At 67.4% G+C, this 22,920-nt stretch carries 23 protein-coding genes; 10 read left to right on the plus strand and 13 right to left on the minus strand.

Annotation, left to right across the window (positions count from 1 at the left end):
* Position 1: 1 nt before the first annotated feature.
* From ACN22W_RS34065 to ACN22W_RS34110, 10 genes are all read right to left on the minus strand, one after another.
* Positions 2 to 1,267, minus strand: a complete 1,266-nt coding sequence (locus tag ACN22W_RS34065) for a pilus assembly protein TadG-related protein (protein WP_419690457.1) — start codon at positions 1,265 to 1,267, stop codon at positions 2 to 4.
* 25 nt (positions 1,268 to 1,292) lie between these two features.
* The gene (locus ACN22W_RS34070; protein WP_048251883.1) at positions 1,293 to 1,589 is read right to left on the minus strand and encodes a hypothetical protein; all 297 of its coding nucleotides are present in this window, start codon (positions 1,587 to 1,589) and stop codon (positions 1,293 to 1,295) included.
* A gap of 20 nt (positions 1,590 to 1,609) precedes the next feature.
* Positions 1,610 to 3,538, minus strand: coding sequence for a pilus assembly protein N-terminal domain-containing protein (locus tag ACN22W_RS34075; RefSeq protein ID WP_419690458.1), 1,929 nt, complete (start codon positions 3,536 to 3,538; stop codon positions 1,610 to 1,612).
* 104 nt (positions 3,539 to 3,642) lie between these two features.
* The gene (cpaB, locus tag ACN22W_RS34080) at positions 3,643 to 4,482 is read right to left on the minus strand and encodes a Flp pilus assembly protein CpaB (protein ID WP_412026256.1); all 840 of its coding nucleotides are present in this window, start codon (positions 4,480 to 4,482) and stop codon (positions 3,643 to 3,645) included.
* Between the two features lie 35 nt (positions 4,483 to 4,517).
* Positions 4,518 to 5,918 carry an ATP-binding protein gene (locus ACN22W_RS34085; RefSeq protein WP_419690459.1) on the minus strand — a complete coding sequence of 467 codons (1,401 nt, stop codon included), beginning with the start codon at positions 5,916 to 5,918 and terminating at the stop codon, positions 4,518 to 4,520.
* Between the two features lie 32 nt (positions 5,919 to 5,950).
* Complete coding sequence (locus ACN22W_RS34090; RefSeq protein WP_419690460.1) at positions 5,951 to 6,490, minus strand: A24 family peptidase; 540 nt, start codon at positions 6,488 to 6,490, stop codon at positions 5,951 to 5,953.
* A 29-nt stretch (positions 6,491 to 6,519) separates the two neighbouring features.
* On the minus strand, positions 6,520 to 6,726 hold the full coding sequence (locus ACN22W_RS34095) for a Flp family type IVb pilin (RefSeq protein WP_419690461.1): 207 nt from the start codon (positions 6,724 to 6,726) through the stop codon (positions 6,520 to 6,522).
* Between the two features lie 80 nt (positions 6,727 to 6,806).
* Entirely contained in the window at positions 6,807 to 6,998 is a 192-nt protein-coding gene (locus ACN22W_RS34100; protein WP_011349893.1) for a Flp family type IVb pilin, read from the minus strand.
* Between the two features lie 140 nt (positions 6,999 to 7,138).
* Entirely contained in the window at positions 7,139 to 7,330 is a 192-nt protein-coding gene (locus ACN22W_RS34105; RefSeq protein ID WP_048251875.1) for a Flp family type IVb pilin, read from the minus strand.
* A gap of 99 nt (positions 7,331 to 7,429) precedes the next feature.
* On the minus strand, positions 7,430 to 7,666 hold the full coding sequence (locus tag ACN22W_RS34110) for a hypothetical protein (protein WP_419690462.1): 237 nt from the start codon (positions 7,664 to 7,666) through the stop codon (positions 7,430 to 7,432).
* 714 nt (positions 7,667 to 8,380) lie between these two features.
* Here ACN22W_RS34110 and ACN22W_RS34115 point away from each other — a divergent pair.
* The 6 genes from ACN22W_RS34115 to ACN22W_RS34140 all read left to right on the plus strand — a co-directional run bounded on the left by ACN22W_RS34115 (position 8,381) and on the right by ACN22W_RS34140 (position 14,241).
* Positions 8,381 to 9,616, plus strand: coding sequence for a glycosyltransferase family 87 protein (locus ACN22W_RS34115; RefSeq protein ID WP_419690463.1), 1,236 nt, complete (start codon positions 8,381 to 8,383; stop codon positions 9,614 to 9,616).
* Entirely contained in the window at positions 9,616 to 10,995 is a 1,380-nt protein-coding gene (locus ACN22W_RS34120; protein WP_419690464.1) for a glycosyltransferase family 87 protein, read from the plus strand. The genes ACN22W_RS34115 and ACN22W_RS34120 overlap by 1 nt, the downstream gene beginning before the upstream one ends.
* Positions 10,996 to 11,020: 25 nt before the next feature.
* Positions 11,021 to 12,064, plus strand: a complete 1,044-nt coding sequence (locus tag ACN22W_RS34125) for a glycosyltransferase family 2 protein (RefSeq protein ID WP_419690465.1) — start codon at positions 11,021 to 11,023, stop codon at positions 12,062 to 12,064.
* Between the two features lie 16 nt (positions 12,065 to 12,080).
* A complete protein-coding gene (locus ACN22W_RS34130) occupies positions 12,081 to 12,464 on the plus strand; it encodes a GtrA family protein (protein WP_419690466.1) in 384 nt (127 codons plus the stop codon).
* Positions 12,465 to 12,781: 317 nt separating this feature from the next.
* Positions 12,782 to 13,285, plus strand: a complete 504-nt coding sequence (locus ACN22W_RS34135) for an inclusion body family protein (protein WP_048251869.1) — start codon at positions 12,782 to 12,784, stop codon at positions 13,283 to 13,285.
* Positions 13,286 to 13,350: 65 nt separating this feature from the next.
* Positions 13,351 to 14,241, plus strand: coding sequence for an AidA/PixA family protein (locus tag ACN22W_RS34140; RefSeq protein WP_419690467.1), 891 nt, complete (start codon positions 13,351 to 13,353; stop codon positions 14,239 to 14,241).
* Between the two features lie 22 nt (positions 14,242 to 14,263).
* Here ACN22W_RS34140 and ACN22W_RS34145 read toward each other — a convergent pair whose 3' ends face one another.
* Both ACN22W_RS34145 and ACN22W_RS34150 read right to left on the minus strand, forming a co-directional pair.
* Complete coding sequence (locus tag ACN22W_RS34145) at positions 14,264 to 15,202, minus strand: ABC transporter substrate-binding protein (RefSeq protein WP_419690468.1); 939 nt, start codon at positions 15,200 to 15,202, stop codon at positions 14,264 to 14,266.
* 104 nt (positions 15,203 to 15,306) lie between these two features.
* Entirely contained in the window at positions 15,307 to 16,428 is a 1,122-nt protein-coding gene (locus tag ACN22W_RS34150) for a TauD/TfdA family dioxygenase (protein WP_419690469.1), read from the minus strand.
* A gap of 455 nt (positions 16,429 to 16,883) precedes the next feature.
* Between ACN22W_RS34150 and ACN22W_RS34155 the strand changes: the two genes are divergently transcribed.
* Both ACN22W_RS34155 and ACN22W_RS34160 read left to right on the plus strand, forming a co-directional pair.
* Positions 16,884 to 18,317 carry an MFS transporter gene (locus tag ACN22W_RS34155; protein WP_419690470.1) on the plus strand — a complete coding sequence of 478 codons (1,434 nt, stop codon included), beginning with the start codon at positions 16,884 to 16,886 and terminating at the stop codon, positions 18,315 to 18,317.
* A gap of 51 nt (positions 18,318 to 18,368) precedes the next feature.
* On the plus strand, positions 18,369 to 19,637 hold the full coding sequence (locus ACN22W_RS34160; protein WP_419690471.1) for an ATP-grasp domain-containing protein: 1,269 nt from the start codon (positions 18,369 to 18,371) through the stop codon (positions 19,635 to 19,637).
* Positions 19,638 to 19,664: 27 nt separating this feature from the next.
* Here ACN22W_RS34160 and ACN22W_RS34165 read toward each other — a convergent pair whose 3' ends face one another.
* Entirely contained in the window at positions 19,665 to 20,540 is an 876-nt protein-coding gene (locus tag ACN22W_RS34165; protein WP_419690472.1) for a LysR family transcriptional regulator, read from the minus strand.
* Positions 20,541 to 20,707: 167 nt separating this feature from the next.
* Between ACN22W_RS34165 and ACN22W_RS34170 the strand changes: the two genes are divergently transcribed.
* Positions 20,708 to 21,652, plus strand: a complete 945-nt coding sequence (locus ACN22W_RS34170; RefSeq protein WP_419690473.1) for a hypothetical protein — start codon at positions 20,708 to 20,710, stop codon at positions 21,650 to 21,652.
* A 49-nt stretch (positions 21,653 to 21,701) separates the two neighbouring features.
* Positions 21,702 to 22,919, plus strand: coding sequence for an ATP-grasp domain-containing protein (locus ACN22W_RS34175; protein ID WP_419690474.1), 1,218 nt, complete (start codon positions 21,702 to 21,704; stop codon positions 22,917 to 22,919).
* The last annotated feature ends 1 nt before the right edge of the window (position 22,920 follow it).

Raw genomic sequence — 22,920 nt, forward strand, 5'->3', positions numbered from 1 at the left:
CCTATTGAACGAGCATCGGCACCTGGACCCCGGACGCGCTGCCGTCGCCGGGCAAGCCGTGCGTCGCGCACGGATTGTTGCCGGAGACGGACGAGCCGAGGTACTCGAGGTGGGCGATGACCCCGCCGCTGCCGGGGCTGAACGGCAACGGATCGAGCATCAGCACGCAATCCCATTGCGTGACGTGCACCTTGCCGCTGCTGCCCTTCAGCGACGAGCAGTCGCCTTCCGGCGCGAGCGCGACACGACGGTCGCCGCCATAGGTCTGGTAGTTGCTCGCGGTCACGGTGCCGTTGGTGGCGATCCCGCTGCCCGCCGGCGGCGCGCCGTCGCCCTGGTAGGACTTGAAGGCCGTGCGGTCGGTCACGAACTGCGTGTACGCGTCGCCCTTGATACCCGCCGTTCCCGGCGGCCCGTAGTTCGGGCCGACATACGCATAGCCGGTGAAGTCGGGCTGGCCGCTCGAGCCGTTCGCGCCGTTCGTATAGATGCCGAAGCGCGTATTCCAGGCGCGCAGCGACGCCGACTTCAGGCCCGTGCTGCCGAGATCGGGTGGGCTCGTGATATTGCAGGTGTTGCCCGACAACTCGCCCGCGATGGTCGGTTCGTTCGTCGAGCCGTCGAGCGCCGCCCAGCCGAAGTTTCCGGGCCCGTAGGACGAACCGGACGGCGACGTGATCCAGTCGCCGACGTTGTAGGACGGCGCCCCCGTCGCGCGGCATACGAACACCGGAATCGCGCAGGCGGTCTGGCCGCCGCCGACGGTTGCGATCGCGCTCGCCGACACTTCCGCCGCGTTCGCGAGCTTGGTGCCCGGCAGCACGTTCAGCACCTCGATGAACCAGTGCGCGATGTTGCTCAGCTTCGCGGTGCATTGCACGTACTTCATGTTCGCCGGCGTCGTGACGGAATTCTTCGGCAGGAACGGATCGGTCAGCGAGTCGCTGAACGTGACGTTCGCATTCGTCAGCATCTGCACCGACTTGTTCTGGAAGAACACGAAGTTGAGATGGCCGGCGGCGATGCCGTCCGCTTCGGCGACGGACAGGCTGATCGCCGAAGTCAGATCACGCGCAGCGGACAGCGCGCACGCATCGGCGCTGTTCTGCAGTTCGCTGCGCGTGACGTACAGCTTGCCGAGGTCCAGCGCGAGACCGACGAACCCGATCATCACCGCCAGCGCGAGACCGACGATGATCGCGACGGCGCCGCGCTGGCGATGCAGGCCGCGACGGGTGACTTTCGGATAACGAGTTGCGCTGGACATGGCGTTCTCCCTGAGCGTGCCGTCGTTACTGGCTGGCCTTGCCGATACCGATCACGAAGGCATTGGTGGGCGGATCGACCTGCTTGAACGACTTGTCGTAGTTGTCGAGCGCGGCCGTGGCGGCGCCGCCGTTGACCACCGCCGGCGCTGTCGCGTGCTCGGCGGCATGCGGATCGATGATCTGGGCCTGCATCACCGCGCGGACCGATTCGCCGAAGCGGGTGTCCCACACCGGCGTCGACGACATGCAGCCGGCAAGCGCGAAGGCGAGCGGTACGGCGAGCGCCGCGCGGCGCACGAATACGAGGTAGGCGGATTTCATGAGCGTCCCCTTGGATGGGTTCAACGATCGGTGGATTCGGGTTCCGCGCTCGCACGTGCAACTTGTGCGCGTGGGGCCGCCGGTATCCGGTGCGTGGATCGCGCCGCCGGCTGGGCCGGCGTGGCGGTGCCGGCCGCCGCAAGGCGCGCGGCGGCGGCTTCGATGTGCGCGATGCGGGCCGCGTTGGCCGTGTCGGGCTGCGGTGCGGTGGCCGCCACCGGCGCGGGCGTCTTGTGCGGCTCGGCCGGCACCGGCGGCTGTACGTCCGTGCCTTGCGGCGCGCGCGGCGCGGGCAGCGCGGCGGCCGCGCCGGCGGGCGCTTCCGATTGCGGTGCCGGAACCGGAGCCGGTGCCTGGGCAGGTGCCTGCGGGGCTGCCGCCGCGCCGTTCGCGGGTTGCGTGCCCGGCCGGCGGACCCCACCACGGCCTTCCATGTTGCCCGTCGCATACACGTCGACTTCGTTCGGCTTCGAGAAGCTGTCGGTCGGCAGCGGCACGTCCGCGGTCTGCAGCGGCTTCACCAGGTGCGGCGTGATCAGGAAGATCAGCTCGGTGCGGTCCTGCTGGAACGACGTGCTGCGGAACAGCGCGCCGAGCACCGGCACTTCGCCGACGCCCGGGATCGCCTTCAGCGAGCCGGTCCCGTTGTCCTTGATCAGCCCGCCGATCGCGAACGATTCGCCGTCGCTCATCTGGACCGTCGTTGACGCGCGCCGTGTCGTGATCAGCGGCAGGATCGACGTACCGCCGATGTTGGACGCACTCAGCGTGACGCCCGTCTGCGACAGCTCCGACACTTCCGGTGCGACCTTCAGGCTGATCCGGCCGTTTGCGAGCACGGTCGGCGTGAACTTCAGCGCGACGCCGAACTCCTCTTCCTGCAGCGTGATCGACGAGATGCCGTTGCCGCTGCTTTGCGGGATCGGGATGAAGATCTTGCCGCCGGCGAGGAACGTGGCTTCCTGGCCGCTGATCGTCACGAGATTCGGCTCCGCGAGGATCTTGACGAGGTTGTCGGTGTTCTGCGCATCGGCCGCGATGTTGAACGGCTTGTTGTTCGCCTTGCTGAAGGCGACCGCGCTCGACACGCCCGCGAGCAGGTTGCTGACCAGCGCGCCGCTCCACGAACCGAACCCGCCCTGGATGTTGAGCGCGCTGCCCATCTGGTTGATCAGCGTCTTCGACACCTCGGCCACCTTCACTTCGAGCATCACCTGCTGCGGCGACGTGACGGCCAGCATGTTCAGCACGCCGCTGCCGGACTTGGCGCCCCCGGCGGGGTCGCCGGCGCTGTCGCCGTAGGCGTGTGCGATCTGCACGGCCTGCTGCGCGGCCTGCGAGCTCGACACGGTGCCCGACAGCACGATCGTGCCGGCCGCGGTCGTCACGCGGATGTCGCGTTCGGCCGGCATCAGCTGCAGCAGCGACGCCTGCAGGCCGCCGGCATCCGCGCCCACCGCGACGTCGATCACGCGGCATGCGCCGCTCCTGCCCTGCACGATCATGTTGGTCGTGCCGACCGACAGCCCGAGGATGTACAGCGTCTGCGGCGACACCATCGTTGCCTGCGCGACGGCCGGGTTGCCGATCGTCCGGTTGCGGACCGGCTCCGGCATCGGCACCAGCAGCGACTTGCCGAGCGGCACGCTGACGCTGGTCGACTCGCGCACCGCGCCGACGCAGTTCGGCCCGTGCAGCGGCCCGGACGCAGCGGCGGGTGCGGCGGCCGCTGCCGGCGCCATGCTGATCGTCATCTGTACCGGACCCTTGCCGATCGCGGCCGGCGCGCTGGCGCCGCCCTTCGTCAGCACGCCCGTTTCGATGCCTTCCTGGGCCAGTGCGCCATATACGGTCAGCCATCCTGAACAGAGGATCGCGGCCATCATCGTGCCCCGTGCGACGCGCGTCCGCAGTGGGCCGGTACCTGTGCATTGCGGTTTGATCTTCATTTCGTCTGATCCCCCGAGAGACCGGCGCCGTGCCGGTTGTCGACTTCCCAGGCCGCCGCGCTTCACGGACGGCCAATCTGTTTATCTGGATGTGTTGATCTGCTTCAGAAACATTCGACGCTGCCCTTCACGCCCGTCAGCACGCCGACGCAGTCGCGCCGCGCTTCCGGCGCCGCGTGCGACGCGACGTGCACGCGCACCGTCCGAACGTGTACGGGAGCCGGCGGCGCTTCGGGCACGGGTTCCTTGCCGAGCAGCGTTATCTTGGTCGCGCCGCCGGTGTTCAGCGTCTTCTGGTCGACCTGGTTGCGCAGCACGAGCGACAGCGTGCCGACGCTGCGTGCGAGGTCGAGCCGTTCGGCCTGATCGGGCGTGACTTCCAGCGTCACCGCGTTGACGACCTTCGGCGCGGTGTCGTCGCGGCTGACCTGCTGCGCGACGGCGAGCACGAGGATGTGTTCGAGCACGATCTTCGAGATGCTCTGCCCGTCGGTCTTGCCCTGCTGTTCCTGCGTGTTGACGATCACGTCGACGTAGTTGCCCGGCAGCGCGAAACCCGCGACGCCGACCACGTCGTTGACGCGCACCGTGATCGCGCGGCTGCCGTCGGCGATCACCGCGGACAGCCCGCCCTTCGTGCCGACCGGTGCGAGCTTCGACTCGATCACCGGCTCGCCGCGCGACAGGCTGGTGCGCACGACCCGCCCTTCGAGCCCTTTCGTATCGGTGAACGCGCCGGTCGGCACGCTGCCCGACGGCCAGCTGACCATGTGAATCTGGTTCGGCCCGAGCGGTTCGCCCAGGTTCAGGTCGGTGGTGGCCACCGCGACCGGCGTGACCGAACTCGTGGATGTCTGTACCAGCCAGTGAGACGCGAACACGACCGCGGCAAGACCCGCGACCATCGCGACGACCAGCATCATGAGCGCTCGACTGTTTTTCATGGCAATGCTCCTCGACGAATCGTGAAAGAAACGGCTCAACCGGTGATGAACGTACGTCCACCGCGCTCAACGGGCGGCGGATGGCTGCCGTCCCGTTCGGGCGCCGCGCCGAAATAGCTGGCCCACGCGTCGTACAACGCGTCGTGCGTCACCTCGAGCGGATCGCCGCGGTAACGCGCGCCGGCGGCTACGAGGCGCAGCAGGTCCGCCGGAAAGCACGCGAGAAACGCCTTGCCGGTCGGCAGGTGCAGCCGGTGCAGCAGGTAGTCGAAGGCATCGCTCGCCGAGACGAGGCCCAGCGATGCGCAGGCCGCGTCGTACACGGCGCGGTAGGCGTCGATCGACATCGCACCGACGTGCAGCTTCGAGCCGAGGCGGCGCAGGAACGCGTCGTCGCAGAACTGGTCCGGCGCGAGGTTGCTCGAGAACACCGGCCACACGTCGAACGGCAGCACGAAGCGGTTGCCGGATTCGAGCGTCAGGAAATCGACGCCGCGATCGAGCGGGCGCAGCCAGCGATTGAGCAGGTCGCGCGGCTCGACGCGCTGGCGGCCGAGATCGTCGACGATGTACATGCCCATGTTCGCCTTCATGTGCGGCGGCGCCTGGTAGAAACCGGCGGCCTCGTCGCGGCGCAGGTCGAGCTCGTCGAGCGTCAGTTCGCCGCCGGACATCACGACCGGCCGCTTGCACAGGCGCCAGCGGCGATCGACCGACTGGCTGCCCGGTTGCGACGCCACGTCGACGTGCACGAGCGGGTCGTAGATCTGGATCACTTCGCCGGCCGCGCAGATCGCATGCGGCACCGGCACGCGGCCGTGCATCAGCGAGCCGAGCCGCTCGGCGAGAAAGGTCTTGCCGCTGCCGGCCGGGCCGTAGATCAGCAACGGACGGCCCGCGTTCAGCGCCGCGGCCGCCGCATCGAGCACCGCCGTGTCGATCACGATGCCTTCGAACGCGCTCCACACGTCTTCCTGCGCGATGTGCAGCTTGTGCACCGAATGGGCGCTCACGCTGGCGAGATACGCGTCGAGCGTCACCGGCGCCGGCCCGCTGTAGCCGCTGCGCGCGCGTTCCTCGAGCGCGAGCACGCGGCCCGCGTCGGTCAGGCGGAACGTCACGTCGAGATCGGTCGCGCCGCGATGGGTGAGCTCGACGAGATGCTCGCGCACCAGGAAGGCGAAGATGTCGTCGAGCACCGCGAGCGGCAGGCAGTGCCGCTCGACCAGGTCGCCGTACGACGGGCGGCCGAGCATCAGCGTCGACTTCAGCACGAGGCCGGCGACGAAGGTCGTGCTCAGCCCGGTTTCCGCGAGCGTGCGCGGCGCCGCCGGCAGCTGCGCGCCCAGCTTCGTATGCGCCTCCCGCGACGGCAGCGGATCGGGCAGGTGGGCCACCTGCGCGTCGCGTCTCGGTTCGGTGTGGTTCGTGTTCATGGTCGTTCCGTCCTCTATGCGGGTTCGTCGCGCTATGCGTACGACGCGAACAGCATGCCCAGCGTGCCGGCCGCGATCGCCACGCCATACGGCAGCGTGCCGACCGAGGCGATTTCGACGGGGCCGTCGGCGGCATCCGTGCGCGCCCCCTGCGAGCGCCGCGCGATCAGCGCGCGGACGTTCGCCCACATCTGGCGCATCCGGCCGCGCAACAGCGCGAACGCGATGCCGCCGATCCCGCCGGCGATGAAGGTCGCCAGCACGATGTAAAACGTCATTTCCGCGCCGACCCACGCACCGATCGCGAGCATCAGCTTCACGTCGCCGGCCGCCATGCCGCGCAACAGGTAGAACGGCAGCAGCAGGCCGAAGCCGGTCGCGGCACCGGCGAGCCATCCGAGTGCGCCAGCCAGGACGCCGTGCAACATGCACTGGGCGATCAGCGCGCCGCCGAGTCCGAGCGCGACGAGGCGATTCGGGATGCGTCGGGTCGCGATGTCCGTGCTGGCCGCGGCGACCGCGAGCAGCGTCACGCACAACGGAACCGGGTAAGGCGGCGCAACAGGTAACATGGCGAACCTCGCGGATCGAATTCGGTGAATCAGGAAACCAGCGCCAGCGCGGTGGTCACGGCAAGCGTCACGGCCGTCGCGATCGCCTGGTACGCATCGCCGAGCGAGCCTTTTAGCGTGACGACACTGCCCAGCACGGCGACGGAGAACATCGCCGCGAGCAACGCATACTCGATCGACGTCACGCCTTGCTCGTCGCCGATCCAGCGGCTGACGACACGCACTTGGGTCCGCATGATGATCTCCGGTTCCGGTTGATCGGAAGACCGGGACGGCTCGAGCACTGCACCAGCCGAGCCGTCCGCGGTACGGTCCATCAGATGCCTGCCACCGCCGAATCCAGGTCGGCCGCGATCGTGCTGAACACGGTCTTGAGGTCCTTCCCGATGGTCGACAGCGCGAGGATGATGCCGACTGCGATCAGCGCGGCGATCAGGCCGTATTCGATGGCGGTCACGCCGTCTTCATCGCGAACGAAACGGCTGGCTTGTTGAATGAACTTGGACATGATGATCTCCTTGTGTGGTGAGGCTCAAAGTGCTCGCGTGCCGGCTGGTCGGTTGACCGTGCATCGATACGTCGAGACATGTTGTTGATGCCGTATGGTGGCGATGAACGATTCGGCTGAGTCGCTCGTCGTGCCGCCCATCAGATGCCTGCTACTACAGAGTCCAGATCAGCCGCAACCGTGCTGAACACGGTCTTGAGATCCGTACCGATCGTCGTCAACGCAACGACGATTCCGATCGCGATCAGCGCGGCGATCAGGCCGTATTCGATGGCCGTCACACCTTCCTGATCCTGGATGAACCATGCGATCTTTTCGATGACTCTTGACATGAGTAATCTCCTTTCGGACTGCTATTAAATTCCCTTCGTCGGGCACGACGTCGGGGACGGGGGCACCACCGGCACTACAAGAAAATCGGAACGCGACGCTCAGCTGCGAAGACAGGGATGCACACACGTGTCCGTGCGAACGGATTTGAGCGAGAGGAAACGCAGGAGATGCGCAACCGGTTCGATCAGCCGGATGAAGCCGGTGAGCCGATCGACCGGAACGGCGTCATTGCCGTTCGATGCGCGGAATTCAATTGAACGGGAGACACACTCCCGGCGACGCTGCAGATCGTTTTTGTCGCGGTCTGCGAGCCGCGATGTGCTGTGGTCTTTCATTTTTATACCCCGTGTGCTGCCATGCCGATTTTTATTGCCCTGACGATACCGGGTCTCATTGGCCGGCCGACGATGGTGCTCGCGGTTCATCGACCTGGAGCTGCGTGTTGCCCCGATGCGCTCCGGCCTTCCTTTCCGCGGGTGATTGTCGAGTCGGTTCCGTCTGTCTTTTTCAGAACCGCCCGGTCATCACGTCGTCGACTGCCGTGCCAACGCTTACGCAAAGAGCGGACCATCTCGAGCGGAATCTCGGCCTATCAAGGGCTCCAGCGATCGCGGCACTCCCCGGCCGGTGACGCGACACGCAAAATGTTTCAGATTTGATATATGCGTTCCGGCGAACGCGGCACGCCGGGATACGCGTCGCCGCGCTGCGCAAAGGGTCCAAATTTTTTTCTCGGGACTTTCCCGAACGCGGGAAGCCGGTCGTGTTTCGCGGGATCGGCGGCGTGCCACACCGACGAAAATCGCCAAATGTTTCAAGCCGGATACATAAATTCCGGCCGTGTCGATTTCTCATACCTGAAAACACGGTTTTCACGCGACTCACCGGCATATCGACATGCCGGGTTTCCGTGCGTGGTTTGCGTCGTGCGATTTTTTCTCCAACAATGCATTCACCGGACAACGCCATTCAGAGCGATTCGATCCGGCGGCACGACAACATGAAACAGCCGCGACAGACCAAGCGGCTTCAACCACATACGGGGCATCATGCACACAGCCAATCGTGGGACGCGCGATCGCGCCATACACCGGGCTCAATGGCTGACGGCTGACCGGATCATTCCGTACAGCTGCATCATGCTGATGCTCTTCGCGTCGTTGCTGATCGTCTGGGGCATCGTGACCGACGGCTTCACCTCGAACGCCACCGCTCGCCCCGGCATCGACTTCTCGGTCTTCTGGACCGCATCGCATCTCGTGTTGCAAGGCCACGCGGCATCGGCCTACGACCCTTCGTCATTCTTGCAGGCCGAGTTCACGCACTTCGGTGCGTATCTGCAGCACCGGCCGCTTCCCTGGCTCTATCCGCCGACGATGTTGCTGTTCATCGCTCCGGTTGCCCTCGTGCCTTTCCTGCCCGCATATTTCCTCTTTTTCGCGGGCAGTCTTTTATGCTACGCGTTCGCCGTCTCGCGGTTGTCGGGATTGCGCGCGCATCTTCCCGTGCCGCGCGCGGCGGCGCTCGTCGTGCTCGGGTATTCGGCGGTGTGCATGTCCGCGCTGTTCGGCCAGAACAGCATCCTGACCGCCGGCCTCGCGGCACTCGCGCTGCATCTGCTCGGCAAGCGCCCGATCCTGGCCGGCGTATTGATCGGACTGCTCGCGATCAAGCCGCAGCTGGCCGTGGTGTTCCCGTTCGTGCTGATCGCGGCGCGTGCGTGGCGCACCTTCGCCGCGGCGGCGATCAGCGCGACGCTGTTCGCGGCGGCCGGCGTCGCACTGGCCGGCCCCGCCGCGCTGCACGGGTTGAGCCATGCGATGTCGACGGTCCGCGACCAGCATTTCATGCTCGCGTCGTACTGGCTCGCATCGCCGACGCCGTTCGCCGCGTTGCGGCTCGCGGGCGCGCCGGTCGCGGTCGCGCTGGCCGCGCAAGCGGCGATCGCCGTGCTCGCACTGACGGCCGCCGTCGACGTGTGGCGCCGCACGCGCGACATGCGCCTGCGCGGCGCGGTGCTGGCGGTCGCCACGCTGCTGACGACGCCGTATCTGTGGAACTACGAACTGACGTGGCTCGGCATCGCGATCTTCTGCCTGCTCGCCCACGGTCTCGACGAAGGCTGGTTGCCCGGCGACCAGGGCATTCTCCTGCTCGCGTGGCTGCTGCCGATCTTCGAGATGCTGAACCGGCTGATGAAGCTGCCGCAGATCGGGCCGCTCGTGCTGCTCGCGGTGCTGTTCGTCGTCGTGCGCCGCACGGCGCTCGCGTCGCGGAGCGCATGATGAAGGCGCCCTCGTTCGCCCGCCACGCGCATCCGGCCGTCGACGTGCATCCGGAACTCCCGATCGCGGGCCCGCGCCGCTACCCGCACTGGCTCAATCGCGATCGCGTGCGTCTCTATGCGGCGGGCGTGCTGCTGGCCGAACTGCTGTTCATCGGCATCTACGTGATCCGCGTGGCCCTGTCGCGCCACGGCGCACTGGAGCCGCTGTCGCAGGATTTCTCGCCGATCTGGAGCGCCGCGTGGCTCGCCGCGCACGGGCACGGCGCCGACGCATGGCACTTCCCCGCGCTGTTCGCGGTCCAGAAGCTCGCGCTCCCGACGATGACGCTCGCGGACGGCACGCTGCCGTGGCTCTATCCGCCCACGATGCTGCTGCTCGTGCTACCGCTCGGCTGGCTGCCGTACACGCTGGCGCTCGTCCTGTGGCTCGGCGTCACGTATGCGCTGTTCGCCGCGACGATCCGCGCGACCGTGCAGCGCGATGCCGCGTGGCTGTGCACGCTCGCCTTCCCCGGCGCGTTCCTCACCGTGATCGTCGGGCAGACCAGCCTCTTCACCGCGCTGCTCGCCGGCATCGGCTTGCTCGTGCTGAACCGCCGCCCCGTGTGCGCCGGGATCTGCTTCGGCTTGCTGACGATGAAGCCGCAACTCGCGGTGCTGTTCCCGCTCGCGCTGCTGTGCGCGGGCCAATGGCGCGCGCTGGCCGCGTGGGCCGCGACGATCGCCGGCAGCGCCGCGCTTGCGACGCTCGCGTTCGGCGTCGGCCCGTGGGTCTCGTTCGCGCATGTGATCGGCAACGTGTATGCGATCGTCGGCACCGGTCACGCGAAGCTCGCGCGCATGCCGACCGTGTTCGCGCTCGCGACGATGGCCGGCTGGCCCGCGCTCGTCGCGCGCAGCCTGCAGCTGCTGTCGGCCGCGGCCGCCGTCTTTGCCGTGGTCTACGCGTGGCGCGGTGCGTGTTCCTATGCGCTGCGCGCCGCGACCCTCGTGTGCGCATGCCTGCTCGTCAGCCCTTACCTGTACGACTACGACCTGACGTGGTACGGCATCGTGATCGCGTGGTACGCGCGTTATGCGTGGACGCACGGCTGGCGGCGCTTCGATCGCGAATGGCTGATGCTGATGTGGCCGATGCCGCTCGCGGGCCTCGCGGTCGTGCCGCATCTGTCGTTCCAGTTCATGCCGCTCGTCACGCTGGCGTCGCTCGCGCTGCTCGTCAGCCGGATCGCCCGGGAACGACACGACGTGCCGACGATACCGGACGCACGTGACTACTCGACCGAGACCGGGTTCGCGCATCCGGTCCGACCGCACCACCGCCCGGCGTACGGAATGCGCCGCGCCGGCCGCCCGACTTTCGGCGCGGACCGGTGAAGCGACATCACAAAGGGGAATCATCATGCGGGAACCACACTACACGCCGCTCATTTCGCTGGTCGTGCCGTTCTATAACGAAGGCGAGGCCGTCGAGCGCTTCTTCGACGTCGTGATTCCGTTGCTGACGGCCATCGAGTCGATCCGCTTCGAGATCGTCTGCGTGAACGACGGCAGCCGCGACGACACGCTCGAACGCCTGATCCGGATCAGCACCGCCGAACGGCGCGTGCGCGTCATCGATCTCACCCGCAACTTCGGCAAGGAAGCGGCGCTGACGGCCGGCCTCGACGAAGCCGCCGGCGACGCGGTGATCCCGCTCGACGCCGACCTGCAGGACCCGCCGAGCCTGATTCCGGTGATGATCGAACACTGGCGCGACGGCGCGGAGGTCGTCGCGGCGAAGCGCAGCAACCGCGCCTGCGATTCGTTCGCGAAGCGCACCGCCGCCGCGATCTACTACCGCGTGCACAACCTGCTGTCGGATGTGAAGCTGCCGGAGAACGTCGGCGATTTCCGGCTGATGGACCGCAAGGTCGTGAATGCACTGCGCAGCCTGCCCGAGCGGCACCGCTTCATGAAGGGGCTGTTCGCGTGGGTCGGCTACCGGACCGTGATCGTCGAATACCAGCGCGATCCGCGCAGCGCCGGACACTCGAAGTTCTCCGGCTGGAAGCTGTGGAATTTCGCGCTGGAGGGGATCACCAGCTTCAGCACCGTGCCGCTGCGCAGCTGGACCTATATCGGCGTCGGCATCGCCGCGCTCGCGTTCCTGTACGGCGCGTTCATCGTCTTGCGCACGCTGCTGTTCGGTAATCCGGTGCTCGGTTACGCGTCGCTGATCTCGATCACGCTGTTCATCGGCGGCATCGAGCTGATCGGCATCGGCGTGGTCGGCGAATACATCGGGCGAATCTACGACGAGTCGAAGCAACGGCCCGTGTACCTGATCCGCCGCCGCTACCAGGCGCATGCCAAGGTGATCGAGCTCCCGGTCGCGCGCGACGCGCGCCGCCAGATCGCACGCCGGCGCGTGCAGCCGATCCGTGCGCGGATCGACGGACGCTGAACGCGTGCAGACGGCCATGATCGACCTGCTCTATGCCGAACGCACGAGGCTCGTGCGCTTCGGCTTGTCGGGGCTGTTCTCGACCGCGATCCATACGCTGGTCGCATCGGCGATGTTCGAGATGTGCGATGCGACGCTGGTGGCCGCGAATGCGGTCGCGTTCCTGTGCGCCACGGCGTTCTCGTATCTCGCGAATACGCTGTGGAGCTTCTCGTCGACGGTGCGCACGCGCAACGCGCTGCGCTTTCTCGCGGTCACGCTGGCCGGCTTCCTCGAAACGCTGCTGCTCGCGCGGGCCGCCGAAGCGTTCGACGTGTCGCGCGGGATGAGCATCGTCGTGATCGCGCTGCTCGTTCCGCCGACGACGTTCGTGCTGCATCGGCTCTGGACCTACCGTTAAGCGGCCTGTCGCCGGCCGTCCCGCCTCTTTTCCCATTTCGGAAAAATAATCGATCAATCAATTAACAGATTCAATGCCGCGATATTTATGTCACGCATCGATTCGATTGATTCCGATATTAAAATTACCGTCTGAAATTATTTTAACGACCCTGTTTACTTTCACAGCTTCCAGAATGAATCGAACGGGATAACCTGCATTCGCCGTCGCGTCCGTACGTGCCCCAATCAGCGTGTAGCCTTGCAGGACAAGGCGATGGCCGCTGCACGAAGAAATTCGCGCAACAATTAGTCCCATTCATTCAAACGGGAGCTTCTATGTCACGCGTCACTGATGTGCTCGTTTCTTTCGATACCGAAACCATTCTCAAGAAATATCCGAATCCCAGCAAGAATCCGGCCGCGCCGACGCTGATCGACTGGCGTTATGTCTATATGGTGACCAACCAGGACAACGTCATCTCCGGGCAGGCGGGCGGCGAACTCGACCTGAAGGCGCAGGTCGGCGACCTGATCCGCTGGCGTGAAACGAGCCTGTCGCTGGGCTTCGAGAACCAGGTGGTGTTCTACAAGTTCATCGGCAACGTCGGCAACGAACTGATCTCGACACCGACGCCGCGGGTCGCGGAAGCGTCGATTCCGGTGCCGAACACCAGCAAGCCGGAAGTGCCGACGTGCCAGAAGGTCGCGAACTACTACTGGTCGTCGGAATGCCTGAAGGTCGGCCGCGTGACCTACCACTTCCAGTTCCAGATCATCGATCGCAACTGCCAGAGCCAGGGCTGCTTCTCGTGGGATCCGTTCATCTCGATCCATAACTGATCGCGGCAGGCGGGCGGCCGCGCGGCGGTCGCCCGTGTCGTTTCCTTGTTGCGGAGGAAGTGTTCATGTCTGGTCTTCGTTGCGATGTGCTCGCGATCGTCGATGCCGTCACGCTGCTGTCGACCTACCCCGATGCGAGCCGGGATGCCGCTGCACCGACCGTGATCGACGGCCGGCACATCTACGTGTTGAGCCCGGGCGATGCCGGGCAGCTCGGCCACAACGACAACCGGCTCTTTGCCGGCCTCGCGCCGGGTGACGCGCTGCACCTGCGCGAAACCGCGCTGGCGCTGCGTGCCGAGTTGAGCGTGCTGTTCGTCCGGTTCGCGTTGAAGGATGCGGGCATCGTCGCGCCGATCGAAGCGGAAGTGCGCAACGCCACCGCGCCGGTACCGGATGGCGACGACCTGCTCAATCCATCGTGCCGGCCGATGAAAGACCATTTCTGGCGCAGCGAGGTGCTGGCCGCCGGCACCACCACGTGTACGGCCGATTTCGCCGTGCTCGATCGCGACGGCGCCGTGTCGGGTTATTTCCGCTGGGAAACGTCGATCGAGATCGCCGGCAGCCAGCCGGATACGAAGCAACCGGATTTCAAGCCGTCGTCCGACCGGAACGGCAACTTCAACCTGCCGCCGAATACCGCGTTCAAGGCGCTCTTCTACGCGAATGCCGCCGACCGGCAGGATCTGAAACTGTTCATCGACGATGCGCCGGAACCGGCCGCCTCGTTCGTCGGCAACAGCGACGACGGCGTCAGGCTGTTCACGCTGAATTCGCAAGGCGGCAAGATCCGGATCGATGCATCGGCCAACGGCAGGAAGTCCGCGACCGATGCGCGCCTCGCGCCGCTGTCCGCGGGCGACACGGTGTGGCTCGGCTGGCTCGGGTCCGAGGACGGCGCCGACAGCGACTTCAACGACGGGATCGTCATCCTGCAGTGGCCGATCACCTGATCGCACGTTCGCCGCATCACGCTCAGGTGCGCGGCAGCCCCGGCGGATTGGTCTGCGACTTGTCGATCGCCTCGGCGTCGAGACTCCAGCGGCCGAGCACCTTCCGGTAGCTGCCGTTCGCGATCAGCGCATTGATCGCGATCGTCAGCGGATCGGCAAGGCCGCTGCCCTTGCGCGTCGTGATCGCGATATCCGCGGTGCGCGGCCAGCCGCCGCTCACGGTGCCGATCAGCTTCGCATCGCCGCGCAGCGACGCCTGGTACGCGAGCATCGAATTCACGCTGAAGATCGTGTCGACGCGGCCCGACTGCAGCGCGACCCAGCGCTCCGCCGCATCGGCGTAATACTGGATCTCGACCGGCGCGAGGCCGCGTGCGACGTTCTGCCGGTTCCATTCGAGCAGGATCTTTTCCTGGTTCGTCCCCGAGTCGGTTACTACGCGCAGCCCCGCGACGTCCTTCGGCTCGCGGATCGCGGCGATCCGGCTGTTGTTCTTCACGTAGAAACCGAGCTGATCCCGCCGGTAGGTCGAGAAGTCGAACTTCTCCTTGCGCTGCTCGGTGACCGTCACGTTCGAGATCACCGCGTCGACCTTGCCGGACTGCAGCGCGAGCGGCCAGTCGGCCCACGCGAGCGGCACGATCTTCAGCTTGCGGCCGACGCTGTCTGCAATGAGCTGCGCGAGATCGGGATCGAAGCCGACCACCGTGCGCGCATCGGTCGCGTACGTGCTGAGCGGCGGCAGGTTCGGCGCGATGCCGATCGTCAGCGTATTCGTTTCGGCAAACTTGAAGCCGCCCGGCAACGCCTGTTCGACTACCGGGTTCACGGTGCCGCGCTGCCGGCCCGGCTGCTCGGGGCTCAGGTCGAACGTCGCGGCCTGTGCGGCGACGCTGCCGCCGAGCAGGACGGCGGCCAGCACGCGAACAACGCGCGCCACGGGAAATGCTGTTCTTCTCATGTTGTCGGGGGTTCCTTCCGGTTCGTTGATGCGTGGGTCGAACACGAGCGGGGGCTGGGCGACGGTCAGCGCAGGTCGCCGCCCCCTCCGCGTTCGCGGCCCGCTCATGCGGGCGTGGCTTCGAGTTCGGCCGCGGCCGCGCGCTGCGGCACCGGTTGTGCGACGGGTATCGGGCGTTGCTGCGCCGACGACTCGCCCGCATACAGCGCTTTCGGATCGAATACGCGCGCCTGCAGCGGCGTGAATGCGCGGAAATTCCACAGGCTGCGCGCGACGAACACGCGCTGCACCCAGCGAAACGCGCGATCGTTCTCGTCGTATTGCGGATCGAAACGGTCGCGCGAATGCAGCGTGAAATGGTTGTTGATCAGCACCAGCTTGCCCGGCGACACCTGGACGCCGAACGACACCTCGCGCACCGCGCGATACAGGTTGGCCAGCGCCTCCTGCGCACGCGTGTTGACCGCCAGCACCATGTCCGGATAAAACGCGACCGTCACGCGCGGCGCGTCGAGCGGCCCCGACAGCACGGCGCTCAGGTCGGTGTTGTCGCGCGGCGTCGGCGCCGCGCCGCGCCACCGGTACGGCACGCGGATGATGTAGTGCTCGCCGTAGAGCAGCGCGATATCGTCCGGCGACAGCAGTTGCAGCGCGCGGCGCGCATCGGCGAGCCGCGTGTACGGGCCACCGCCGGCTTCGCTGCGCACGCCGAGCAGCAGCAACGCGAACGGCGACGTGTCGCCTTCGGGCATGTGGGCCTGCGCGGCGTTCTCGATATGGAAATCGAGCTCGACCTCCGAGCCGAGGCCCGTATAGTCGCGCGCGGTCGCCTTGTGCGGCGTGAGGTTGTTCACGAGCTCGCGGCCTTCGTGCGCGATCGAATACGGCTCGCCGGCCAGCGTGCTCAGCGCGACCAGCACGTTCTCGCTCAGCACGCCGGCCTTGAACGAGCGGCCGGTTTCCTCGAACCTCGGGCTGCCCTGCACGTCATCGTCGATCGGCAGGTTGTCGATCTCGATCGAGCCGTGCGCGTCCGCGGTCGGGGCCTTCGCGCGGTCGAATGCGTCGACGACCCGGTCCGGAAAGGCGTTGTAGGCGAGCTTGCGTACTGCGCTGATGTAGCCGGCGCCGCCGGCCGGGTCGTAGGCCAGCGCGCCGAGCGTCTTCCGGATGTGACCGGATTCCGCTGCCGTCAAAACGATGCGTTCATCTGCGAGATAGGTCATAGGTCTCTCGTATAAAGAATCTTGGGTCGAAGAGCGGTTAGGCACCACCGCCGCGCCGTGCCGTCCTCGGTGCGCAGCGCTCGACAAGACTAGGAGACCTCTGTTGCGTTGCGAAATGATATTAAATCGATTGCTAACAAAAATAATCGATATAAGTTCAGCAACACGGCCGGCGTCAGGCCGCATCGATCGCGCCGGCCTTTAACACAAATACTTGTTAAAAAATCGCTGCTTATTATTTGTATTCGCCTATGAGTCGATGCTAGTTTTCTGTCGGATTCGACGATGCGGACCGCCCTCGACGGGCAGCCTGCTCCCTTCATCCGCCATATGGAAACCCGCCAGATGAACCGATACCGCCTGCCGCGCTGCGCCTTCGGATACGACGTGCCGTTGCCGGCATGTGGCTTCTCGTGCCACGCGCTCCACTCGCCCCAAGCAGCCGGGGAGTCGCGATGAGCGAGCAGGTTCAGGCGCTCGACAGTGCGCTCGCCACGGCCGCGCCGCCGCACCGCACGTCGCTGCGCGCGATCTTTCCGACCGTTGCAGCCGCGAGCCTCGGTTTCGCGATCGTCCAGCTCGACGTGACCGTCGTCAACGTCGCGATTCCGAGCCTCGGTCATTCATTCGGATCGAGCGTTCACGGGCTGCAGTGGATCGTCGACGCGTACACGCTGTCGTTCGCCGCGCTGCTGCTGACGTCCGGCACGCTGGCCGACCGCTTCGGCAGCCGCCGGCTGTTTGCGTACGGCCTCGCGCTGTTCCTGCTCGCATCGCTCGGCTGCGCGCTCGCGCCGTCGCTGGCGGCGCTGATCGCCGCGCGCGTCGCGCAGGGTGTCGGCGCCGCGATGATCCTGCCCACGTCGCTCGCGCTCATCACGCATGCTTGCGCGAACGATGCCGCCGCGCGCGTGAAAGCCGTCGCATGGTGGAGCGCGACGGGCGGCGCGATCAGCGCGGCCGGGCCGACGCTCGGCGGCCTGCTGATCGATTCGCTCGGCTGGCGCGCGATCTTCTTCATCAACCTGCCGATCTGCGCGCTCGGGCTGTGGCTCACGCTGCGCCACGTGCAGGATTCGGCCGCCGCGCGCACGCGGCTGTTCGACCCGGCCGGCCAGATCGTCGCGGTGCTCGTACTCGGGCTGCTGACGGGCGGGATCATCCGCGCCGGCGCACACGGACTGGGCGACCCATATGCGGCCGGCGCGCTGGCCGCGTCGGTCGTGCTCGGCGCGCTGTTCGTCGCGATCGAGCGGCGCGTGGCCGCGCCGATGCTGCAGCTTGCGTTCTTCCGGATCGCACGCGTGCCGGGCACGCTTGCGATCGGCGCGGTCACGAATGCCGCGTTCTACGGGCTGATCTTCTCGCTGAGCCTCTATTTCCAGAACGCGCGCGGCTTCACCGCGACCGAATCGGGGCTCGCGCTCGCGCCGCTCACGATCATCATGCTCGCCAATATCGCGAGTGCGCGCCTCGCCGTCCGGTACGGATTCCGCGCGACCGTGATCATCGGCCTCGCCGTGTCGCTCGCCGGTTACGTGTGGCTGTGGCAAACGCTCGCCGCGCACACGCCGTATGCGCTGCTGGCGCCGGGGCTCGCGGCGATGGCGATCGGCGGTGGCATCGCTATTCCCGCGCTGACATCGACGATGCTCGGCAGCGTCGAGGCCGGCCGCTCGGGCACCGCGTCCGCGATCCTCAATACCGCACGCCAGGTCGGCGCCGCCGTCGGCGTTGCGGCGCTCGGCGCGCTGGTCGCGGGCCAGGGCACGGCGATCGTGGCCGGCGCGGCGCACGCGTTCGCCGTCGCGGCCGTCCTTGTCGCCGTCTGCATCGTGCTGGCCGCGCGCTGGCCGGGCGATGCGCCGAACGCCGGCACGCGGGCCTGAGCACCCGACAGCCGCCCCCTTCAACCGATCCCACAGCCGAGCGAGGAATCCATGCAGCATCGTTTCATCGATACCGTCCTGATCGTCGACGGCGCGTCGACCGCCGCCTACCTGGCGCCCGCGTTTCGCGCATACGGCATCCGTTGCGCGCACGTGATCAGCGACCCCGATTTGCCGGAGATCTACTGGAACCAGTTCGTCCCGTCCGACTACATCCGCCAGATCCAGCATCGCGGCGACATCGACGCGACGCTCGCGCAACTGAGCGACCTGCGGATCGGCGCGGTGCTGCACGGCCTGGACGCGGCGCTGGAGCTGGCCGACACGCTGGCCGAGCGGCTCGACGTGCCGTATCGCAACAACCTCGCGACGTCGGCCGCGCGGCGCGACAAGTTCGTGATGAACGAGCGCATCCGCCAGGCCGGCCTGCGCGCGCCGGCACACTTCCACAGCACGTCGGTCGACGAAGCGCTCGAATGGGCCCGCGCGCACGGCACGCTGCCGCTCGTCGTGAAACCGGCGCGCAGCGCGGGCGTGGCCGGCGTGAAGATCTGCCGGACGCTCACACAGGTCGAAGAGGCCGCACGCGATGTGCTGGCCACCCGTTCGCTGTACAACCAGCCGAACGACGACATCGTGATCCAGAGTTATTCCGAGGGGCAGGAATACATCGTCGATTCGGTGTCGTTCGAAGGCCGCCATCGGGTGGTCAGCCTGTGGGAAGTGCACCGCGACCGCACGCACGCGCCGCGCCTCGACAAGATGCTGGTGCTGAACCATGCCGACCCGCGCCACGCGCCGCTGCTCGATTACGCGGCCGACGTGCTCGACGCGCTCGACGTGCGCTACGGGCCGACCCATCTCGAGCTGTTCGATACCGCCGACGGCCCGACGATCGTCGAGCTGAACGCGCGGCTGCACGGCAGCCTCGATCCGCGGCTGACGAGCGCGGTCAGCGGCGAGAATCACGTGTCGGCCGCCGTCGAAGCCGTGCTGCATCCGGAGCGGCTGTTCGGCGAAACCGCCGCGCCGACGGATTTCCGCGGTTACTGCGGGCACGTGCTGCTGCTGTCGTCGCGCAACGGCGTGCTCGCGCAGGACTTCACGTGGCAGGCGATCCAGGCGCTCCCGTCGTTCGTCGGGCTCAAGCAATGGATCAAGGTGGGCGACACGCTGCGCGTGACCACCGACCTGAAGACGGCGCTCGGCACGGTCGGCCTCTACAGCCCGACGTTCGAGCGGCTGCTCGAGGATTGCCGGCGCATCCGCGAAATCGAGGCCGATTTCTTCGCGGACGAACGCGCGGTCGCGCCGGCGTAGCGTAGCGGGCGTTGCCGGCGCTGCCGACTAGCGCGCGAGCAACGCCCCCGCCTGCCGGCCCAGCACCGCGCGCAATGCGTCGAGTTCGGGCAGCGCGGGCGCTTCTTCGGGTGTGACGAGATAGGTCGTCACGCTGTCGAGATCGTCGAACGCATGCGCGCGCAGTTCCTTGCGCGCCACGTGTTCGGTCGTGATCCGCTTCGGCAGGATCGCGACGCCCATGCCGGCCGCCACGCATCCGAGGATCGCGCCGAAGGTGCCGAACGACGCCACCGATTCGATCGCGAAACCGCGCGCCTTCAGCCAGTGCTCCGCGACCGCGCGATACGGGCAGCCGTCGTGAAACGCCAGCAGCCGCACCGTGTTGTCGGCCAGCAGTTGCCGGCGCGTGACCGTGGCCGCGCTCACCAGCACCATATCCTCGGCAAACGCGGGTTCGTAGCGCAACCCCGGCCGGACGACCGCGCGCGCGGTGAGCGCCGCGTCGATCCGGCCGCGCAGCAGCGCGTCGGCCAGTTCCGGCTCGCTGCCGATCTGCACCACGAGGCCGAGCGCCGGATCGCGCTCCTTCAAGGCGGCGGCCAGCGCCGGCAACCGCGTGGCCGCCGTGCTTTCCATCGACCCGAGCCGGAAGCTGCGTGCGACCGGCGTCTCGCGCACCACCTGCGTCGCTTCGTCGACGAGGCGCAGGATGCGGTCGCAATACGGGATCAGCCGGCGCCCGGCATCGTTCAGCACCAGCCGCTTGCCGTGCCGGTCGAACAGCGGCGCGTCCAGCGACTCTTCGAGCTGACGCAGCCGCGCGGTCACGTTCGACTGCGTGCAGCCCAGCCGTTCGGCCGCGCGCAACGCGCTGCCTTCCTGCACGACGGCCCGGAAGGTTTCGAGCAGAGGTATGTTCATATCACTTTCTCTTGTTACTGATTCAGTTTATATCATTTTACTTCGCACATCATCCGGATTAGCCTAGGCAACATTCGATGCTGGCCGGCCCTATTCCGAGGAATCCGCATGCCATCCGCTGTCTGCTCCGGTTTCATGTCCGCTTGCCGCCGGCCCGAGGCTCGCCCGTGCGCGCGCTGATCGCCGCGACGGTGCGGCGCGGCCCGACCGTGCTCGCATGCGGCGTCGTCCTCGGGCTGCTGGTTCCGCCGCTCGCGGCTCTCGCTCGGCCGCTGATGCCCGTCACCGTGTTCCTGTTCGTGCTCGGTACGCTGCTGCGCGTCGAGCCCAGCGCCGTGCGCGCGGTCGCGCGGCGGCCGGCCGTGTCGCTGTTGCTGCCCGCCGTGACGATGATCGCGTGCCCGGTCGCGCTCGGCATCGCCGCGCGACTCGCCGGCCTGCCGTACGACTGGGTCGTCGCGCTGGTGATCGCGTATTGCGCGCCGCCGTCGAGCGGCACGTCGACGATCGCGCGGATGCTGTCGCTCGACGCGAGCGTCGCGCTCGTCGCGACCCTCGCGTCGATGGTGTTCGTCCCGCTCACCGCACCGCTGCTGACGGCCTGGTTCAGCCACGATGCGGCCGTGGCGATCTCGCCTGTGAGCCTCGCATTGCGGCTCGCGCTGCTGATCGGCAGCGCCGAGGGCGTCGCGCTACTTGTACGGCGGTTTGCGGGTGCCCGGCTCGATCGTTATGCAACGCCCATCGATGCGATCGTCGTCGTCGCGTTGCTGGTGTTCGCGCTCGGCACGATGGCCGGCATGCAGCAATCGATCATCGATGCGCCGCACCGCGCGTTGACCGCGATCGCACTGGCGTTCGCCGTCAACGCGGGTTTCCAGATCATCGCGTACGGGCTCACGCCCGGCGACGTCCGCACCCGGCTCAATGTCGCGCTGATCGTCGCCAATCGCAACGTCGGCCTGATGTGGGCCGCGCTCGGGCTCGCCGCGACACCGACCATGGCGCTCGTGTTCACGTGCGCGCAGTTGCCGATCTATACGCTGCCGCGCGTCGTGCAGCACCTGCTGCCGCGCCTCGAAGCGCAACGCCTGCGCCGACGTGCGCGTTAGCCGGCGCGTGAAGCGGCGCCATTCTCCCGTCCTCGATCAAGGATCCAGCATGAAGCGACTCATCGTGATCGGCGCCCGCGCCACCGGCAGCAGCGTGGCCCTCGTGCGCGCCGCGCTCGCGCGGCAGGTGGCCGTGACCGTCATCACCGCGCCCGGCCACCGTCTCGACGGCGTGTTTCCCGACGGCGTCGAGACCGTCAACCTCGCGCCCGACGCCGGCCAGCTCGCCGGCTGGCTGCGCACGCGCTTTGCCGGCGAGCTCGACACGCTGCGCGTGACGACCGCGCACGACACCTATGCGCGCACGGCCGCATGGGTCGCCGACGCGCTCGGCCTGCCCGGCCCCGATGCGCGACACGTCGCGCACGCCGTATCGAAGTCGAACCAGAAAGCGTTGCTCGCCGCGCACGGCATCCCGGCCGCGCAATTCGTCTCGGGCACGCTGGCCGCGCCGGCCGCGCTCGCGGCCGCGGCCGACCCGTTGCGCTTTCCGGTCGTCGTCAAGCCGTCGGAAGGCTCGGCGAGCGATGGCGTGCGGCGCTGCGAGGATATCGCCGAAGTCCGCGCGCAGCTCGACGCGCTTGCCGCCGCGCAGGCCGATACGTCGTCGCTCGCGACCGAGCGTGTCGTCATCGAGGAATTCCTGAGCGGCAGCGAATACTGCGTCGAGTATTTCGACGGTCGTTATGTCGGCGCGCTGCGCAAGCTGAAGCGCCATGGCGCCGGTTTTCTCGAACGCGGTTATACGTCCGAACTCGACCTCGACGCCGACACGCTGCGCGCGCTGATCGACGTCGGCACGCGTGCGACCGCGGCCGCCGGGCTCACGTGGGGGCCCGTGCACCTGGACTGCATCGTGCACGACGGCGTGCCGCACGTGATCGAACTGAATCCGCGCATCGCGGGCAGCTTCATCTGCGACATCGTCCGCGATGGTTACGGCTTCAACGTGGTCGACGCGTTGCTCGACAAGCTCGCCGGCCGCGCGGTGGCGATCCCCGAGCTGTTCGAGCCGCACGCGTATGCCCGTGCCGAATTCCTGCTCGACAGCGATCCCGGCGCATGGCGTTTCGCGCAGGCCGGCGAGATCAACGACGGCGCGGTCACGATCAGCTACGGGCCGCAAGTGCTGCCCGATCGCGAGCGGCGCGCGTTTCTGTATGTGCGTGTCGCGCTGCCGGCCGCGCATCGTGTGCACGGGACGCCCGGGCATCCCGGTGCGTCGACCCATGGCGACCCTGTCGCGCGGCCGACCGTTTCCGGCTGAC

The sequence above is a fragment of the Burkholderia theae genome, assembly GCF_048565265.1.
GTDB lineage: Bacteria > Pseudomonadota > Gammaproteobacteria > Burkholderiales > Burkholderiaceae > Burkholderia > Burkholderia theae.

Excerpts from the sequence above, each read along its gene's own strand:
- ACN22W_RS34065 (WP_419690457.1), bottom strand. The coding sequence starts at position 1,267 with ATGTCCAGCGCAACTCGTTATCCGAAAGTCACCCGTCGCGGCCTGCAT.
- ACN22W_RS34070 (WP_048251883.1), bottom strand. The coding sequence starts at position 1,589 with ATGAAATCCGCCTACCTCGTATTCGTGCGCCGCGCGGCGCTCGCCGTA.
- ACN22W_RS34075 (WP_419690458.1), bottom strand. The coding sequence starts at position 3,538 with ATGAAGATCAAACCGCAATGCACAGGTACCGGCCCACTGCGGACGCGC.
- cpaB (WP_412026256.1), bottom strand. The coding sequence starts at position 4,482 with ATGAAAAACAGTCGAGCGCTCATGATGCTGGTCGTCGCGATGGTCGCG.
- ACN22W_RS34085 (WP_419690459.1), bottom strand. The coding sequence starts at position 5,918 with ATGAACACGAACCACACCGAACCGAGACGCGACGCGCAGGTGGCCCAC.
- ACN22W_RS34090 (WP_419690460.1), bottom strand. The coding sequence starts at position 6,490 with ATGTTACCTGTTGCGCCGCCTTACCCGGTTCCGTTGTGCGTGACGCTG.
- ACN22W_RS34095 (WP_419690461.1), bottom strand. The coding sequence starts at position 6,726 with ATGCGGACCCAAGTGCGTGTCGTCAGCCGCTGGATCGGCGACGAGCAA.
- ACN22W_RS34100 (WP_011349893.1), bottom strand. The coding sequence starts at position 6,998 with ATGTCCAAGTTCATTCAACAAGCCAGCCGTTTCGTTCGCGATGAAGAC.
- ACN22W_RS34105 (WP_048251875.1), bottom strand. The coding sequence starts at position 7,330 with ATGTCAAGAGTCATCGAAAAGATCGCATGGTTCATCCAGGATCAGGAA.
- ACN22W_RS34110 (WP_419690462.1), bottom strand. The coding sequence starts at position 7,666 with ATGAAAGACCACAGCACATCGCGGCTCGCAGACCGCGACAAAAACGAT.
- ACN22W_RS34115 (WP_419690463.1), top strand. The coding sequence starts at position 8,381 with ATGCACACAGCCAATCGTGGGACGCGCGATCGCGCCATACACCGGGCT.
- ACN22W_RS34120 (WP_419690464.1), top strand. The coding sequence starts at position 9,616 with ATGAAGGCGCCCTCGTTCGCCCGCCACGCGCATCCGGCCGTCGACGTG.
- ACN22W_RS34125 (WP_419690465.1), top strand. The coding sequence starts at position 11,021 with ATGCGGGAACCACACTACACGCCGCTCATTTCGCTGGTCGTGCCGTTC.
- ACN22W_RS34130 (WP_419690466.1), top strand. The coding sequence starts at position 12,081 with ATGATCGACCTGCTCTATGCCGAACGCACGAGGCTCGTGCGCTTCGGC.
- ACN22W_RS34135 (WP_048251869.1), top strand. The coding sequence starts at position 12,782 with ATGTCACGCGTCACTGATGTGCTCGTTTCTTTCGATACCGAAACCATT.
- ACN22W_RS34140 (WP_419690467.1), top strand. The coding sequence starts at position 13,351 with ATGTCTGGTCTTCGTTGCGATGTGCTCGCGATCGTCGATGCCGTCACG.
- ACN22W_RS34145 (WP_419690468.1), bottom strand. The coding sequence starts at position 15,202 with ATGAGAAGAACAGCATTTCCCGTGGCGCGCGTTGTTCGCGTGCTGGCC.
- ACN22W_RS34150 (WP_419690469.1), bottom strand. The coding sequence starts at position 16,428 with ATGACCTATCTCGCAGATGAACGCATCGTTTTGACGGCAGCGGAATCC.
- ACN22W_RS34155 (WP_419690470.1), top strand. The coding sequence starts at position 16,884 with ATGAGCGAGCAGGTTCAGGCGCTCGACAGTGCGCTCGCCACGGCCGCG.
- ACN22W_RS34160 (WP_419690471.1), top strand. The coding sequence starts at position 18,369 with ATGCAGCATCGTTTCATCGATACCGTCCTGATCGTCGACGGCGCGTCG.
- ACN22W_RS34165 (WP_419690472.1), bottom strand. The coding sequence starts at position 20,540 with ATGAACATACCTCTGCTCGAAACCTTCCGGGCCGTCGTGCAGGAAGGC.
- ACN22W_RS34175 (WP_419690474.1), top strand. The coding sequence starts at position 21,702 with ATGAAGCGACTCATCGTGATCGGCGCCCGCGCCACCGGCAGCAGCGTG.